Here is a 13,875-nt window from a genome sequence, read left to right as displayed (position 1 = left end):
ATGGCGACCGCAGCTTCCGTCCCCGACAAGGAACCCAAGGTCCAGCGGATCTTCCTTGCGCTCTTTCGCGGCCAGACCGAGCGCGAACTGCTGGAACGGCACACTGCAGGGCTGGCTGGCCGACTGGTAGCGATCGAGCGCAGCGACGCACCCTTTTCGATCGAGGTTGCGCGCCTCGTCGCGTCGCTAGATGACGATGCGGTTGAACTGGCACCGCTGCGGATCGCCTGGCTGCCACGCAAGGGCGAACTGCCAAGTGGCTGGCGCGCCCTGCTCGGTCTGGGTGATCCACGCGAACCGGCGGAGAGCATCAAGCGGCGCGAGCGAGACGCGGCCGATCCGCGCTGGCGCGTGGTGGTGGCCCAGCCCGCCGCGCTGGGTCTGCTGCGGGCAAGGTGGAAGCAGCGCACCGGCGGGCGTGGGACCGACTTTGCCGACTTCGTCGCCCGTCAGGCCGAACTCTCCCTCGAGCGGGCCGAATATCCGCTATACGGCAAGCGCTTCAAGATGCCGCGGGTCGAACCGGCCGACGTGATCGCCGCGCCCGGCTTTGCCGCCGGTCTGGCGCGACTGGTCGAGGAAACCGGGCGTGGCGAAGCAGAGCTGCTGGCCGAGGCACGTGGCTATCTGGAAGAACTGCGCACCGGTCATAATCCCTTTGCAATCGAAGGGATGCTCCGATTCTTTCGTGCGGCTTATGAAAAAGCCTATGGCAATGTTGATGTCGAGCCGGATCAGCTTGAGCGCCTACACCATGTCTTCGCCCGCTTTCCGGCGCTGATCCTGCCGGCGCACAAGGCCAATGTCGATGCACCGATCGTCAACACCGTACTCGCCGATCACGGCCTGCCGCTGCCCAGCCTGTTCGCGGGCATCAACATGTCGTTCTGGCCGATGGGCCCGATCATGCGCCGCGCTGGCTATATCTTCCTGCGCCGCGACATTCGCGAGAACGCGACCTATCGCTTCGTGCTGCGCGAATACCTCGCCTATCTGATCGAGCGGCGCTTCAACCTCTCGTGGTTCCCGGAAGGCACCCGTTCGCGCACTGGCAAGCTGTTGCCGCCCAAGCTGGGCCTGCTGACCTATGTCGTCGATGCCTATCGCCAGGGCCGGATCGACGACATCATGCTGGTGCCGGTCGCCCTGGTCTATGACCAGGTCTACGAGACCAAGGACTTTGCCAACGAGGCCAAGGGCGGCAAGAAGAAGCCGGAGAACCTGGGCTGGATGCTGCGCTATCTGCGCAGCCTGCGCACCTCCTATGGCAAGGCCTATCTGCGGGTGGCGGAGCCGCTGTCGATGCGTGAGGCGCTTGGCCCGCCCGATCCGCATTCGGATGGCAAGACGCCCGAGGCGCAGCTGGCGCTAAACAAGCTGTCGCTCGCCGTGTCATGGCGGATCAACCAGGCCACTCCGATTACCGGGATCGCCCTGGTTACCTTTGCCCTGCTCGCCACGGGCGGCCGCTCGATCCCCCGCGAACGGCTCGCGCGCTTTGCCGCCATGCTGGTCAGCCATGCCCAGCTGCGGGGACAGCCGCTGGCTGACAGTGCTGCCCTGGAGGATCCCGCCGCGCTGGACGCCGTGCTGGATACGCTGATGGAATCCGGCGTAATCACCCGCTTCGATGGCGGCCCGGTGCCGGTCTATGGCATTGCCGAAGGCCAGCACATCGGCGCGGCCTTCTATCGCAATTCGATGCTCCATTTCGTGCTGGAACGGGCGATTGCCGAGGTCTCGGCGATGAGCGCAGTCTCCGCCCCACCCGCCAAGCGCGAAGCGCAGTTTTTTGAAACCGCCCTCGCCCTGCGCGAATCGCTGAAGTTCGAATTCTTCTTCCGCGAACGCCCGGCCTTCGAGGATGGGCTGGCAGCAGAGATGGACCTGATCGACCAGGACTGGCGGCGCAAGCTGACCGAAGCCGGATCGGGGCGCGAGGTGCTCGACAGCCTGTTCGGCGTGGGGCTGGCCCATGCCGCGCTGCGCCCGTTCCTTGAGGCCTATCGCATCGTGCTGGACGTGTTGCTGACCCTGCCAGTCGATGTTGCCGCCCAGGAAAAAGACGTGCTCACTGCCGCCGATGGCCTGGGGCGGCAGTACCTGCTGGAAAAGACCATCCGCAATCCCGAGGCGGTTTCGCGCCAGCTGTTCGCCACCGCCTGGCAGCTGGCAAGCAACGTCAAGCTGGTAGAACCCGGCCCAGACCTCGCCGCACGGCGCGAGGGACGGTCGAAGGTCCTGCGGGCGACCCTTGCCGCGCTAGACCAGATCGAGGTGCAGTGCCGCGAGGCGCTAGGGGGCTAAAGGGGGGCGGTTAGGCGGGCGGATGGGCATCCAGCCAGTCGCGCACGATCTTCAGCACTTCCATCCGTTCAGGCTCGTTGAAGATCTCATGGTATAACCCGTCGAAGATCCGCACGGTCTTGTCCGGACTGCCGATCGCATCGAACACCGGCTGGGCATCGGCTGCGCGCACCAGCGTATCGGCGCTGCCATGCATCAGCAGGCATGGCACCTGCATCGCGCCGACGCGGGGTGGATAGGTGGTGACCGCATGCATCATCTCGCGCGCGGTGCGGGCCGGAACCTTGCCATGGAACACCAGCGGATCGGCCTTGTATGCCGCCACCACTTGCGGTTCGCGGCTGACCGCATCGGCATCGAGCCTGATCATGCCAAGGCGCGGTGCGATCCGCGAGATAATGGCGAGGAGCCTGGTCTGGAACGGTGGCAACCCACCCCCGATGGCAGGCCCTGAGAGGATCAGGCCCGACAGCTTCTCCGGATGGTTCAGCGCGTAATTGAGCGCCAGCGAGCCGCCCATCGAATGGCCGATCAGCTTGACCCGTGACAGTCCGCCTTCGCTGCACACGCGGTCGACCAATTGGTCCAGGTCGGCATCGGCATTGGCGAAACTGTCAATCACGGCGCGAGGGCCACCGGACTTGCCGTGCCCGCGATGATCCAGTGCATGGACCGCATAGCCTGCGGCATTCAGCACATCGGCCACAGCCTGATAGCGGCCGAGATGTTCGCCATAACCATGAGCCAGAACGATGTGATCGACTGGCACGCCACCAGGCATCCAGCTCGCTGCAAAGATCGGAATCCCTTTCGCGCCCGTAAAAGTGAATTCAATCATCGACATCAGGCCAGTCCTTCAGCCTATCTACAAACATCTGCCGCACTTCCTCGACCTTTGCCGAGACTGACTTCTCGGTCCAGTCCGCAGTTGGCACTGGCGGCAGCACGGCGATATCGACCGTGCCCGATCGCAGCATCACCGCATCGCGTCCGGCCACGTCCAGTGCGTTACGGATCACGATCGGCACCAGCGGGATACCGAGACTCCGCGCCATGTGGAACGCGCCCTTCTTGAAGGGGCCGACATCGACCGTCATGTCCCGCACCCGCGTGCCTTCGGGCGCGATCATGATCGAACAGCCTTCGCGCACCATCTTGGCGACCGGCTCCAGCGCCTTGGCGGCCTCCTCAGGCGAACCGCCGCTCCGCTCGACGAACGCAACCGGCACCAGTCGGCTCAGCATGGCGCTGATCGGGTTCTTCTTCAGTTCGGCCTTGCCCACCCAGGCGAGGTCCGTGCGGACCAAAGCGCCGACGAAGAAGGCATCGAAATTGTTGCGGTGGTTGAACAGGAACACGGCCGGTCGGTGCGAGGTGAGATTCTCGCGCCCCGAAACCCGCAGTTTCACGCCCGAGGCCAGCATCACGCTGTCCGCCCACATCGGCAGGGTCAGGTTGGCGGCATTGCGCTTGTTGCGGGTCAGCAGCCCTACTCCGATCCCGGTGTAAAGCAGCGGGAACAGGCTCATCAGGCCCGTAGCGGTGCGGGTGAGCAGTTCGGGCGTGGTCGAACCCCGGCTCGAATGGCGCAGGATATCCCAGCCTTCCTCGCGCGCGGTGGCGGCCAGTTCCTTGCCCGGATTGGTCGGCACCGGATGACCGACCGCCCGCATCAGGCCGATTTCCTCGTCCCCATCGGCATAGAACCAGGTGTCGGCCAGCTTGGCCTTGCGCGCGCGAACGAAAGCCTTGACCGCATCGGCCTTGCCCTTGCCCCACATTTGGGGCTCCAGCATTCGCCCCGTCAGCACGCCGCGCTTGTTGACCTCCACGGTCGAGGTCATCACGTGCTCGATCCCCAAAAAGCGGGCAGTTGGTTCAACCTGGAAGCGGGTGGCGGAACTGGCAATGGCAATGGTGTGCCCGGCCTTGCGGTGGGCCATCAGCAGGGTGACCATCTCGGGATAGACCTTGTCCGACAACTTCTTGTCGAAGATCTTCTCGCCCAGTTCGAGCAGTTCGGACTCTTTCTTGCCCTTCCACTTGCCGACCGCCTTGTTGAGCAGGTCCTGCATCTCGATCGCCTTGGCCACCGATTGCCAGATCGCCACCCCGGCCTCGGCCAGATCGAAGGCGTTGTAATCGCCCTTGCGCAGGTGTGCCTGGAAGAAGGCGCTGGCGGAATAGCCCGCGATCAGCGTGCCATCGAAGTCGAAGACGACAACGGTCTTCGGTCCTTGCGACCCGGCTTCGATCCTGCTGACCAGGTCGGCGACCGAGACGGTCCCACCCCTGCCGCCATTCGCCCCGCTGCGCGCCATGCACTCTCCCCATGCCGGCACGTCTGGCGACCGGCTCGGAATGCAGTAAATCCGAGCCGGGCCAACAATTCAAGCCGTTAGGGGGATCAGATCTTTTGCGTGGACCCGCGATAGATCTGGTCGATCGCCTCGCCCAGCGCCGCATCGAACTCAGCCTGGGTCATCTGGTGCCGCAGGTCTTCCAGCAGCGCGCGGCTGAAGCTGGCAATAATGCCGCGGTTCTTCGACAGTTCAACGCAGGCTTCCGGCCGCTTGTAACCGCCGGAAAGGGCCACGACGCGCAGCACCTTGGGATGATCGACTAGGGCATCGAACTTGCCCGGCTCAACCGGCAGCGAAAGCTTCAACATGACCTGCTGGCCTTCGGGCAGCTCAGCCAGATTCTTCAGGATTTCATCGAGCAGGATCGCGTCGCACTCGGCGCGGGTCTCGCTCTTGATGTTCACTTCGGGTTCGATGATCGGCATCATCCCGTGGGCCAGCACCTGCTGGCCGACCTCGAACTGCTGCTTGACCACGGCGGCAATGCCTTCGCGGTTAGCCGAATTGATCACCGAGCGTTCCTTGGTGCCGAACACGCCCAGCGCCTTGGAACGGGCCAGCAGGGCATCGAGCTCCGGCATCGGCTTCATCAGCTGGACGCCGTTTTCCTCGGCCTCAAGCCCCTTGTCGATCTTGATGAAGGGCACCACGCCCTTGTCGATCAGCGCCTGCGGCACCGGCTTGCCACCAGCGGTGCCGTCCATGGTCCGCTCGAACAGGATCGCGCCAATCACCTTGCTGCCATCGAAAGCGGGCGAGGTGATGATCCGTTCACGCATGGAGTGGATCAGGTCGAACATCTCGGCTTCGGTGGTCCAGGCATCTTCGCCGATCCCGTAACCGGCCAGCGCCTTGGGGGTGGAGCCACCCGACTGGTCAAGCGCGGCGATAAAACCGTTACCGGCGGCCATCTTGGCGGTCATTTCGGCGAAGTTCATGCTGTCCGTCCCTGTCCTTTGCATACGTATGCTGTCGCGGGCCATAGCGGGCCTGCGGCAGGGCCGCAAGCGCGCGAGCGGTCAAAATGTCAGGCTGTTTCCAGCGCCTTCACGCCGGGCAGTTCCTTGCCCTCCATCCATTCGAGGAAGGCCCCACCGGCGGTCGAGATGTAGGTGAAATCGGCCGCCACCCCGGCATGGTTGAGCGCGGCGACGGTATCGCCGCCACCGGCGACCGAGGTCAGTACGCCTTCCTTGCTGAGTGCGGCCGCGCTGCGCGCCAGCGCAACGGTCGCGGCATCGAACGGCTCGATCTCGAACGCGCCGAGCGGCCCATTCCACACCAAGGTGCGGCAGGTCTTAAGCACATCCGCCAGGGCCTCGACCGCCTGCGGGCCGATATCGAGGATCATCTCGTCCGCCGCGACTTCGTGGACATTGCAGGTCCGCAAGCTGGCCGGATTGGCCGCGAATTCCTTTGCCACCACCACGTCGTAAGGCAGGTGAACCGTGCAACCCGCCTTGTCTGCCGCTTCAAGGATGGCCTCCGCCGTCGCCGCCAGGTCATGTTCGCACAGCGACTTGCCGACATTGACCCCACGCGCCGCGAGGAAAGTATTGGCCATGCCGCCGCCAATGATCAGGTGATCGACCTGGGTTACAAGGTGGGTCAGCACATCAAGCTTTGACGAAACCTTGGCGCCGCCAACCACTGCAGCAACCGGGCGCACCGGGGTTCCCAGTGCGGCGTCCAGCGCCTTGAGTTCGGCTTCCATCGAGCGACCGGCATAGGCTGGCAGGATGTGGGCCAGCCCTTCGGTGCTGGCATGAGCGCGGTGCGCGGCCGAAAAGGCATCGTTGACGTAGATGTCGCCATTGGCCGCGATGGCCTTGGCGAGGTCCGGATCGTTCTTTTCCTCGCCCTTCCAGAACCGGGTGTTCTCCAGCATGGCGATATCGCCCGGACGCAGGATGCTGACGGCCTGCTTGACCACGTCACCCGCCACTTCCGGCACGAACATCACTTCCTTGCCTAGGACGGCCTGGACGGCATCGAGGGTCATCGACACCGACATGGTCGAGACCTTTTCACCCTTCGGCCGCCCGAAGTGGGCGAGCAGCAGCACCTTGGCGCCCTTGCTGGCCAGTTCCAGGATCGTCGGAGCCGCAGCCCGCACGCGCGTATCGTCGGTGACGGACCCTTCCTGCATCGGCAGGTTCAGGTCGACGCGCACGAGCGCGACCTTTCCGGTCAGGTCACCCAGATCGTCGAGCGTGCGGAACTTGGCCATTTCGGGCAATCCTTACAGCAGCTTGCCCATCGCGCCGGCCGTATCGACCATGCGGTTGGAGAAGCCCCATTCGTTGTCGTACCAGCTCAGCACGCGCACCAGCCTGCCGTCGATCACGGCCGTTTCCAGGCTGTCGATGGTCGAGCTGTTCGGGCAGTGGTTGTAATCGATCGAGACCAGAGGCTCGTCCGAATAGCCCAGCACGCCCTTCAGCGAGCCTTCGGCTGCCGCCTTGAGCAGGGCGTTGACCTCTTCCTTGGTGGTGTCGCGCTTGGGCTGGAAGGTCAGGTCGACCACCGAGACGTTCGGGGTCGGCACGCGGATCGCTGAACCGTCGAGCTTGCCCTTCAGCTCGGGCAGAACTTCACCCACGGCGCGGGCGGCGCCGGTGGTGGTCGGGATCATCGACATCGCAGCAGCGCGGGCGCGGCGCGGATCCTCATGGATCTGGTCGAGGATCTTCTGGTCGTTGGTATAGGCGTGGACCGTGGTCATCAGCCCGCGTTCGATCCCGATCGCGTCGTTCAGTACCTTGGCGAAGGGGGCCAGGCAGTTGGTGGTGCACGAAGCGTTGGAAACGATGGTGTGGGCAGCTTCCAGCTTGTCGTGGTTGACGCCGTAAACGACGGTCAGGTCGACATTCTTGCCAGGGGCCGAGATCAGCACCTTCTTGGCACCTGCGGCGAGGTGCTTTTCGCACGAGGCGCGGTCGGTGAAGAAGCCGGTGCATTCCAGCACGATGTCGATCCCCTGCGCGCCATGCGGCAGATTGGCGGGATCGCGCTCGGCGGTCACATGGATGCGCTTGCCGTTGATCACCAGGTCATTGCCATCCACCTCGACCGTGCCGGGGAAGGCGCCATGCACGCTGTCCCGCTGGAACAGCATGGCATTGGCCTTGGGCGAGGCGAGATCGTTGATCGAGACCAATTCCAGATCGTGATCGGCCCGCTCGATGATCGCGCGCGCCACATTGCGCCCGATGCGCCCAAAACCGTTGATCGCAACCTTGATTGCCATGTGAAGAACTCCTTCTAACCCGCCAGTCTGGCTTCGATTTTCGGAACAATGGCTTCAACCGAGAAGCCGAAATGCGGAAACAGGATTTCGGCCGGAGCCGAGGCGCCGAAGCTGTCGATGCCGATGGTCAGGCCATCGCCGACATACTTCTGCCAGCCCCAGGTGACCCCCGCCTCGATCGAGACCAGCAGGGCATCGGCAGGGAGCAGATCGGCCTTGTAGGCAGCGTCCTGTGCGTCGAACAGTTCCATGCAGGGCATCGAGACGACATCGGCGCCAATGCCCTTGGCTTCCAGCGCATCGCGCACATCACAGGCCAATGCCACTTCCGAACCAGTGGCGACCAGCACGACCTTGCGGGCGGCAGTCGCGCCGCGCAGGCGATAGCCGCCCTTCGCGCTCAGCATTTCACCAGTGCTGCGCAGCTGCGGCAGGTTCTGGCGGGTCAGCGCGAGAACCGAGGGCGTCTCGCTGCTCTGCAGCGCGATATTCCAGCACTCCGCCGTTTCGATCACATCGGCAGGACGGAAGACATAGAGGTTGGGGATCAGCCGCAGGCTCATCACGTGCTCGACCGGCTGGTGGGTCGGGCCATCCTCACCCAGGCCAATGCTGTCATGCGTCAGCACATAGACCACGCGCTGATGCTGAAGCGCGGAGAGGCGGATCGCGTTGCGGCAATAGTCCGAGAAGACCAGGAAGGTGCCGCCATAGGGGATCACCCCGCCATGCAGCGCCATGCCGTTCATCGCCGCAGCCATGCCGAATTCGCGAATCCCGTAATAGAGGTAGCGCCCTGCATAATCGCTGGCCGAAAACGGGCCGGTTGCCTTGGTCTTGGTATTGTTCGATCCGGTCAGGTCCGCCGATCCGCCAACCATTTCCGGCACAGCGGCGGTCAGCACTTCGAGCGCCAGTTCCGAGGCCTTGCGCGTGGCGACCTTCTGCGACTGGCCCAGCCAGGCGGCGAAGGCGGCATTGGCTTCGTCCATTTCGGGCAGCTTGCCAGCCATCCGGCGCGCGAATTCCTTGCCCTGCGGGTCGGCGGCAATCCGCTTTTCCCATTCGCCGCGCGCAGCCGCACCCTTGGCACCCAGCGCACGCCAATCAGCCAGGATTTCCGTCGGGACTTCGAACGGGGCGGCTGCCCAGCCCAGGTGGGCACGGGCGGCGGCGACTTCGTCAGCGCCCAGCGGGCTGCCATGGACGTTGTGCGTGCCCTGCTTGTTCGGCGCGCCATTGCCGATCACGGTGCGGCAAGCGACGAGCGAGGGGCGCGGATCGGCCTCTGCCTCGGCCAGGGCGCGGGCGATGTCGGCAAAGTCATGGCCATCGCACAAGGTAACGTGCCACCCGGTGGCGGCATAGCGCGCGGCGATGTCCTCGCTGGTCGAGAGGTCGGTATCGCCGTCGATGGTGATCCGGTTATCGTCCCACAGCACGTTGAGGCGACCAAGCTTGAGGTGCCCGGCCAGACCGATCGCCTCGTGGTTGACGCCTTCCATCAGGCAGCCATCGCCGGCAATCACCCAGGTCTTGTGATCGACCAGACCATCGCCAAAAGTCGCGTTGAGGTGCCGCTCGGCAATCGCCATGCCGACCGCCATGGCCAGCCCCTGGCCGAGCGGGCCGGTGGTGCATTCCACCCCGTCCAGCTCGACGCTTTCCGGGTGACCGGCGCAGGGGCTGTGCAACTGGCGGAAATTGCGGATGTCATCCATCGTCGGCGCGGCGTAGCCGGTGAGTTGGAGCAGCGAGTAGATCAGCATCGAGCCATGCCCGGCCGAGAGCACGAACCGGTCACGATCCGGCCATTTCGGCGCGGCGGGATCGAACTTCAGGAACTGGCTGTAAAGCACCGTCGCGACATCGGCCATGCCCATCGGCATGCCGGGATGGCCGGAATTGGCTGCCTGGACCGCGTCCATGGAAAGAGCGCGGATGGCATTGGCCATGGGCGCAAGGCGGGACGCGTCGAGGGTCATGCTAGGGCTCTCCCGAAAAGGGCAGGAATGGGCCACCGATTCGATGTCCGGCTTCCTTTGCGGAGGCACCCCGCCCCGTCAAGCGCAGGGGCACCGGGATACTCTCAAATGGTGGGAAAGCTGGTGGCCAAGGCTTTGCGTGAGGGCATGAATGCGCTAGCCGATGCGCATGGACGCAGATCGCATCAGCCGCGCGCTGGCGCGGATCGAGGCCGCCCTCGCGCGGATCGAGGCGGCTGCGCGTCGCCAACCTCCCGCTGAAACAACTGGTGAGCTTGCCGACCTTCAGGTCAGGCATGACCGGTTGCGCGCGGCGGTAACCGATTCGCTGGCGCAGATCGACCAGCTGATCGAAAGCGCGCAGGGGTGATCCGGCGATGAGCAACGTGACCCTGCAGATTGGTGGCCGCAGCTATACCGTGGCCTGCGCCGCGGGCGAGGAGGCCCATGTCGCCAGCCTTGGCCGCCTGATCGACGAGAAGGTAGCACAGCTTGGCGGGGCGTCGCTCGGCGAAGTGCGCCAATTGCTGTTCGCCGCCTTGCTGCTGGCCGACGAGCTGCATGAGACGAAGGGCAAGGCGGCTCCGTCCAGTGCGCAGCCAGATAATGCCGATCAACTCGAAGCCCTGGCGGCGCGGCTGGAAGCGGCCGCCCAGGCTCTTGAGGCTTAGGCAGTTCATCCCTATCTATAGCCACGACGGGTACTGCCCGGTGCGAACCGACAGAATATCCCTGAGGCTATAAGCAATCCAATGGGGGCTGTCCCTGGTCGGACCCTGGTCCGGCACACATGGTTCCCACCTGACGTTAAGGCGTCAGAGGATTTCCCGGCAACGGCCCATGGTGGTCCCGTCACCCTTTCCGCAGGAGCGTGCGTGCGAGCAAAGAAAGACCTGCGGCGCGAAATGCGGGCCAGGCGCAGGGAATTTGTGGCGACACTGCCCGCCAGCGTCCGCGCCCTGATCCTCAATCGTCCCCCGGCCGCAGTGGCCGAACGGCTTGCCGGACTTGGCACGATCGGGCTCTATTACCCCGTTGGCGATGAGGCTCCATCGCTCGGCTGGGCGCGCTGGCTTCATGAAAACGGCTGGCAAGTCGCCCTGCCCCGCCTTGCCGCACGGGATGCGCCAATGCAGTTCCATCTCTGGACCAATCCCTGGGACGAGGACTTGCTCGAGCCGGGCCTGGCCGAAATTCCCCAACCTCGCGCCGATTCCCCAGCAATCGTGCCTGACGCGTTGGTGGTTCCGCTGGTGGCATTCACCGCCGATGGCCATCGCTTGGGCCAGGGCGCCGGGCATTACGATCGCTGGCTCGCCAGCCATGACCCGATCGCCACAATCGGCCTCGCCTGGGACGCGCAACTGGTCGACGATCTTCCGGTGGAACCGCACGACCAGCGACTAACAGCCGTAGTGACACCGACCCGGCTCTTTTGGAGTGAAAGCTGATGCGTAGCGAACCGACCTGGCGGATCCCCTTTGGCGTGCTCAGCCTGCTGATCGCGCTGCTGATCTATGGCCTGCTGGTCGCCCGCTATATCGCCCCGCTGATCACCGACTGGCACGCGCTGATCCAGACGCCGGTCTATATCCTGCTGGGCGTCGTCTGGCTGCTGCCACTGCGGCGCTTCCTCATCTGGATGGAAACGGGCCGCTGGGGCTGAGCAGTTTGGCCCTGGCCAGATCCTTTGACCGCCCGAACCGGCGTAGCAAGGTGGCCAGTTCCCGCCGTTCCGGTACGGGCAGTTCAACACCTGCAAAACTGCGCCATTCGCGAGTCTGAAGCCGCACCTCGCTCCATTGCCCCGCTTCGCACAGCTCAAACCCGGCGAAGAATTCGACGGTCAGCGGCGCCGCATCCCAGCTGACGAAACAGCGCGAGCGGAACAGCCCGTCGCTGGTTCCGGGCGCAGGACTGAGGCCGAGTGGCACCAGAACTGCCCCAAGATCGCGCTCATCTAGCAAGACATCGACATCGCGCACCGGGCCAGGATCGATCCCATGCAGGCGGCAGGCGGCGCTCGCCACGATCCACCAGTCATGCCGCGCCGGGGACATTGCCCTGACAACGAGCCGCAGTGTTTCGCGCAAGGCATCATCCGGGTTCATGCCTTACTCCTTGCCGCAAGCCGCCAACCTCGGCAATCTGCCTCCCGACAACATGGGGAGAGCGGGCGATGAGCATGAAGCGCAAGCTGGGACTTGGGATTGCCGTAGTGGTTCTGGCAGTCGGCCTTGCCCTGTTCCTGGGCCGCGACCGGCTCGCGCAACGCGCCTTCGACACCGCGATCGATCAGAACGTCGGCATCGATCGTTCTGCCGCCCTGCCCGATGGCGTCCATGTCTATGTCTGCGGTTCCGGTTCGCCCATGCCCGACGCTGACCGCGCCGGGCCATGCCTGGCCGTGCTGGCCGGTCAGCAGGGTTTCGTCTTCGATGCCGGGGCCGGTTCGATCCGCAAGCTGGGCCGGATGGGTTTTCCGATGGACAAGCTGCAGGGTGCCTATCTGACCCACCTCCATTCCGATCACATCGATGGCCTGGGCGAACTATTACTCCAGGCCTGGATCGCCGGTTCGCGCGGCACGCCGCTGCCCGTCAGCGGGCCGGAAGGCACCGACCAGGTCATCGCCGGGCTGATGCAGGTCTATGAACGCGACAAAGGCTATCGCATCGCCCACCACGGCCCGGCGGTGGCCCGGCCCGGCGGGTTCGGCGGTGCGGCCAGCATCATCACCTTGGCCGAAGGTCAGGCCAGCCAGGTGGTCTACGATCAGGGCGGCGTGAAGATCACCGCGATCCGGGTGATTCACGATCCGGTGAAGCCCGCATTCGGCTTCCGACTGGACTACAAGGGCCGCTCGGTGGCGATCAGCGGCGACACCATCTACGCCCCCGATTTCGTCGCAGCCTCCAAGGGCGCGGACGTGATGTTCCACGAGGCGCTGAACCCGAAGATGATCGGCGCGATGGGCGCGAAGCTGGCCGAGCGCGGCCGGGGCGATCAGGCGAAGATCATGGCCGACATCCCCGGCTATCACGCGAGCCCGGAAGACGCTGCGCGCGCGGCTAAGGAAGCCGGGGTCAAATCCCTGGTTCTCTATCACGTGGTCCCCGCCCCGCCGGTCAAGCTGATCGAGCGGCTGTTCCTGGGCGATGCGGGCAAGATCTGGACCGGCGATCTGCGCGTGGCGCACGACGGCATGATCGTCAGCCTGCCGAGCGGCAGCCAGGCCGTGGATTATTCCGACGCTTTTTGAGGAAACTTCCCAAGTGGCGCGAGTGACGGGGCTCGAACCCGCGACCTTCGGCGTGACAGGCCGACACTCTAACCAACTGAGCTACACCCGCGCAGCCACTTGGGAGCCGCGCCACTAGGCCAGCACGGCGGGGCTGTCAACGGGGTTTCGCGGCATATTTCGCGACCCCGTTTTCGCAACATGGCTAAGGCCGCATTAACCATTCCTTTGCCCCTTGCTGCGACAAGCAGTGTCGCAACTTCAAGGGGCTAACGGGGATGAATCGCACTGCATTTGCCGCACTGATCGGCCTGTGCCTGACCGCCACCGCAACTGCTGCAGAGGCCAGCCCGGCGGTCGCGCTGGACAGCGCAGTCTTTGTCGAACGGATCACGCCGGATGCCGGGCGCCTGCTCGAACCTGCTAGCGACCTCAGCCGCGGCGACCGGGTGGTCTATGTCGTGCGCTGGTACCGGATGGGCGGCGATGGTGGCTTTACCGTGACCAATCCCCTGCCCCGATCGGTCCAGTTCCAGGGCAGCGCCAATGGCGACGAGGAAGTCTCGATCGACGGCGGCAAGACCTGGGGCAAGCTGGCCACGATGCGGGTCGGCAACCGGATCGCCACGCCGGAAGACGTGACCCACGTGCGCTGGCGCGTCGACCCGCGCACAGCCGCGCGCGGACAAGGCCGGATCGCCTACAGCGCCATCGTGCGATAGACGCGCT

Annotated in this window: 14 protein-coding genes and 1 tRNA gene; 7 read left to right on the top strand and 8 right to left on the bottom strand. The window is 64.8% G+C overall.

Annotation, left to right across the window (positions count from 1 at the left end; genetic code table 11):
• Window positions 1-2,307 (top strand): 1-acyl-sn-glycerol-3-phosphate acyltransferase, encoded by a 2,307-nt coding sequence (locus O9281_RS05530; protein WP_298183602.1) that lies wholly within the window; start codon window positions 1-3, stop codon window positions 2,305-2,307.
• Window positions 2,308-2,317: 10 nt separating this feature from the next.
• Here O9281_RS05530 and O9281_RS05525 read toward each other — a convergent pair whose 3' ends face one another.
• The 6 genes from O9281_RS05525 to tkt form a co-directional block, all read right to left on the bottom strand.
• Window positions 2,318-3,151, bottom strand: a complete 834-nt coding sequence (locus tag O9281_RS05525) for an alpha/beta hydrolase (RefSeq protein ID WP_298183600.1) — start codon at window positions 3,149-3,151, stop codon at window positions 2,318-2,320.
• On the bottom strand, window positions 3,138-4,628 hold the full coding sequence (locus O9281_RS05520) for an HAD-IB family hydrolase (protein WP_298183599.1): 1,491 nt from the start codon (window positions 4,626-4,628) through the stop codon (window positions 3,138-3,140). The genes O9281_RS05525 and O9281_RS05520 overlap by 14 nt, the downstream gene beginning before the upstream one ends.
• A gap of 86 nt (window positions 4,629-4,714) precedes the next feature.
• A complete protein-coding gene (locus O9281_RS05515; protein WP_298183598.1) occupies window positions 4,715-5,608 on the bottom strand; it encodes a fructose bisphosphate aldolase in 894 nt (297 codons plus the stop codon).
• Between the two features lie 89 nt (window positions 5,609-5,697).
• Window positions 5,698-6,900: a phosphoglycerate kinase gene (pgk, locus tag O9281_RS05510; protein WP_298183597.1), complete on the bottom strand. Its 1,203-nt coding sequence runs from the start codon at window positions 6,898-6,900 to the stop codon at window positions 5,698-5,700.
• Between the two features lie 12 nt (window positions 6,901-6,912).
• Window positions 6,913-7,920 carry a type I glyceraldehyde-3-phosphate dehydrogenase gene (gene gap / locus O9281_RS05505; protein ID WP_298183596.1) on the bottom strand — a complete coding sequence of 336 codons (1,008 nt, stop codon included), beginning with the start codon at window positions 7,918-7,920 and terminating at the stop codon, window positions 6,913-6,915.
• 14 nt (window positions 7,921-7,934) lie between these two features.
• Window positions 7,935-9,905 carry a transketolase gene (tkt, locus tag O9281_RS05500; RefSeq protein ID WP_298183594.1) on the bottom strand — a complete coding sequence of 657 codons (1,971 nt, stop codon included), beginning with the start codon at window positions 9,903-9,905 and terminating at the stop codon, window positions 7,935-7,937.
• Between the two features lie 169 nt (window positions 9,906-10,074).
• Between tkt and O9281_RS05495 the strand changes: the two genes are divergently transcribed.
• The 4 genes from O9281_RS05495 (at window position 10,075) to O9281_RS05480 (ending at window position 11,571) form a co-directional block, all read left to right on the top strand.
• Window positions 10,075-10,275 (top strand): hypothetical protein, encoded by a 201-nt coding sequence (locus tag O9281_RS05495; RefSeq protein ID WP_298183592.1) that lies wholly within the window; start codon window positions 10,075-10,077, stop codon window positions 10,273-10,275.
• 7 nt (window positions 10,276-10,282) lie between these two features.
• Window positions 10,283-10,576 carry a cell division protein ZapA gene (locus O9281_RS05490; RefSeq protein WP_298183590.1) on the top strand — a complete coding sequence of 98 codons (294 nt, stop codon included), beginning with the start codon at window positions 10,283-10,285 and terminating at the stop codon, window positions 10,574-10,576.
• A 204-nt stretch (window positions 10,577-10,780) separates the two neighbouring features.
• Window positions 10,781-11,356, top strand: coding sequence for a 5-formyltetrahydrofolate cyclo-ligase (locus O9281_RS05485; protein WP_298280097.1), 576 nt, complete (start codon window positions 10,781-10,783; stop codon window positions 11,354-11,356).
• On the top strand, window positions 11,356-11,571 hold the full coding sequence (locus O9281_RS05480) for a DUF2842 domain-containing protein (RefSeq protein ID WP_298183588.1): 216 nt from the start codon (window positions 11,356-11,358) through the stop codon (window positions 11,569-11,571). The genes O9281_RS05485 and O9281_RS05480 overlap by 1 nt, the downstream gene beginning before the upstream one ends.
• Here the strand turns inward: O9281_RS05480 and O9281_RS05475 are convergent.
• The gene (locus O9281_RS05475; RefSeq protein ID WP_298183587.1) at window positions 11,540-12,016 is read right to left on the bottom strand and encodes a hypothetical protein; all 477 of its coding nucleotides are present in this window, start codon (window positions 12,014-12,016) and stop codon (window positions 11,540-11,542) included. The genes O9281_RS05480 and O9281_RS05475 overlap by 32 nt on opposite strands.
• Window positions 12,017-12,084: 68 nt before the next feature.
• Between O9281_RS05475 and O9281_RS05470 the strand changes: the two genes are divergently transcribed.
• Entirely contained in the window at window positions 12,085-13,167 is a 1,083-nt protein-coding gene (locus O9281_RS05470; protein WP_298183586.1) for an MBL fold metallo-hydrolase, read from the top strand.
• Window positions 13,168-13,181: 14 nt separating this feature from the next.
• Here the strand turns inward: O9281_RS05470 and O9281_RS05465 are convergent.
• Window positions 13,182-13,258, bottom strand: a tRNA-Asp gene (locus O9281_RS05465).
• A gap of 166 nt (window positions 13,259-13,424) precedes the next feature.
• Between O9281_RS05465 and O9281_RS05460 the strand changes: the two genes are divergently transcribed.
• Window positions 13,425-13,868, top strand: coding sequence for a hypothetical protein (locus O9281_RS05460; RefSeq protein ID WP_298183585.1), 444 nt, complete (start codon window positions 13,425-13,427; stop codon window positions 13,866-13,868).
• The last annotated feature ends 7 nt before the right edge of the window (window positions 13,869-13,875 follow it).

The organism is Novosphingobium sp. (assembly GCF_027531025.1).
Lineage (GTDB): Bacteria > Pseudomonadota > Alphaproteobacteria > Sphingomonadales > Sphingomonadaceae > Novosphingobium.
This window is presented reverse-complemented; position numbering and strand designations above follow the sequence as displayed.

Excerpts from the sequence above, each read along its gene's own strand:
- O9281_RS05525 (WP_298183600.1), bottom strand. The coding sequence starts at position 3,151 with ATGTCGATGATTGAATTCACTTTTACGGGCGCGAAAGGGATTCCGATC.
- O9281_RS05480 (WP_298183588.1), top strand. The coding sequence starts at position 11,356 with ATGCGTAGCGAACCGACCTGGCGGATCCCCTTTGGCGTGCTCAGCCTG.
- O9281_RS05470 (WP_298183586.1), top strand. The coding sequence starts at position 12,085 with ATGAGCATGAAGCGCAAGCTGGGACTTGGGATTGCCGTAGTGGTTCTG.
- O9281_RS05490 (WP_298183590.1), top strand. The coding sequence starts at position 10,283 with ATGAGCAACGTGACCCTGCAGATTGGTGGCCGCAGCTATACCGTGGCC.
- O9281_RS05515 (WP_298183598.1), bottom strand. The coding sequence starts at position 5,608 with ATGAACTTCGCCGAAATGACCGCCAAGATGGCCGCCGGTAACGGTTTT.
- O9281_RS05460 (WP_298183585.1), top strand. The coding sequence starts at position 13,425 with ATGAATCGCACTGCATTTGCCGCACTGATCGGCCTGTGCCTGACCGCC.
- tkt (WP_298183594.1), bottom strand. The coding sequence starts at position 9,905 with ATGACCCTCGACGCGTCCCGCCTTGCGCCCATGGCCAATGCCATCCGC.
- pgk (WP_298183597.1), bottom strand. The coding sequence starts at position 6,900 with ATGGCCAAGTTCCGCACGCTCGACGATCTGGGTGACCTGACCGGAAAG.
- O9281_RS05475 (WP_298183587.1), bottom strand. The coding sequence starts at position 12,016 with ATGAACCCGGATGATGCCTTGCGCGAAACACTGCGGCTCGTTGTCAGG.
- O9281_RS05520 (WP_298183599.1), bottom strand. The coding sequence starts at position 4,628 with ATGGCGCGCAGCGGGGCGAATGGCGGCAGGGGTGGGACCGTCTCGGTC.
- O9281_RS05530 (WP_298183602.1), top strand. The coding sequence starts at position 1 with ATGGCGACCGCAGCTTCCGTCCCCGACAAGGAACCCAAGGTCCAGCGG.
- gap (WP_298183596.1), bottom strand. The coding sequence starts at position 7,920 with ATGGCAATCAAGGTTGCGATCAACGGTTTTGGGCGCATCGGGCGCAAT.
- O9281_RS05495 (WP_298183592.1), top strand. The coding sequence starts at position 10,075 with ATGGACGCAGATCGCATCAGCCGCGCGCTGGCGCGGATCGAGGCCGCC.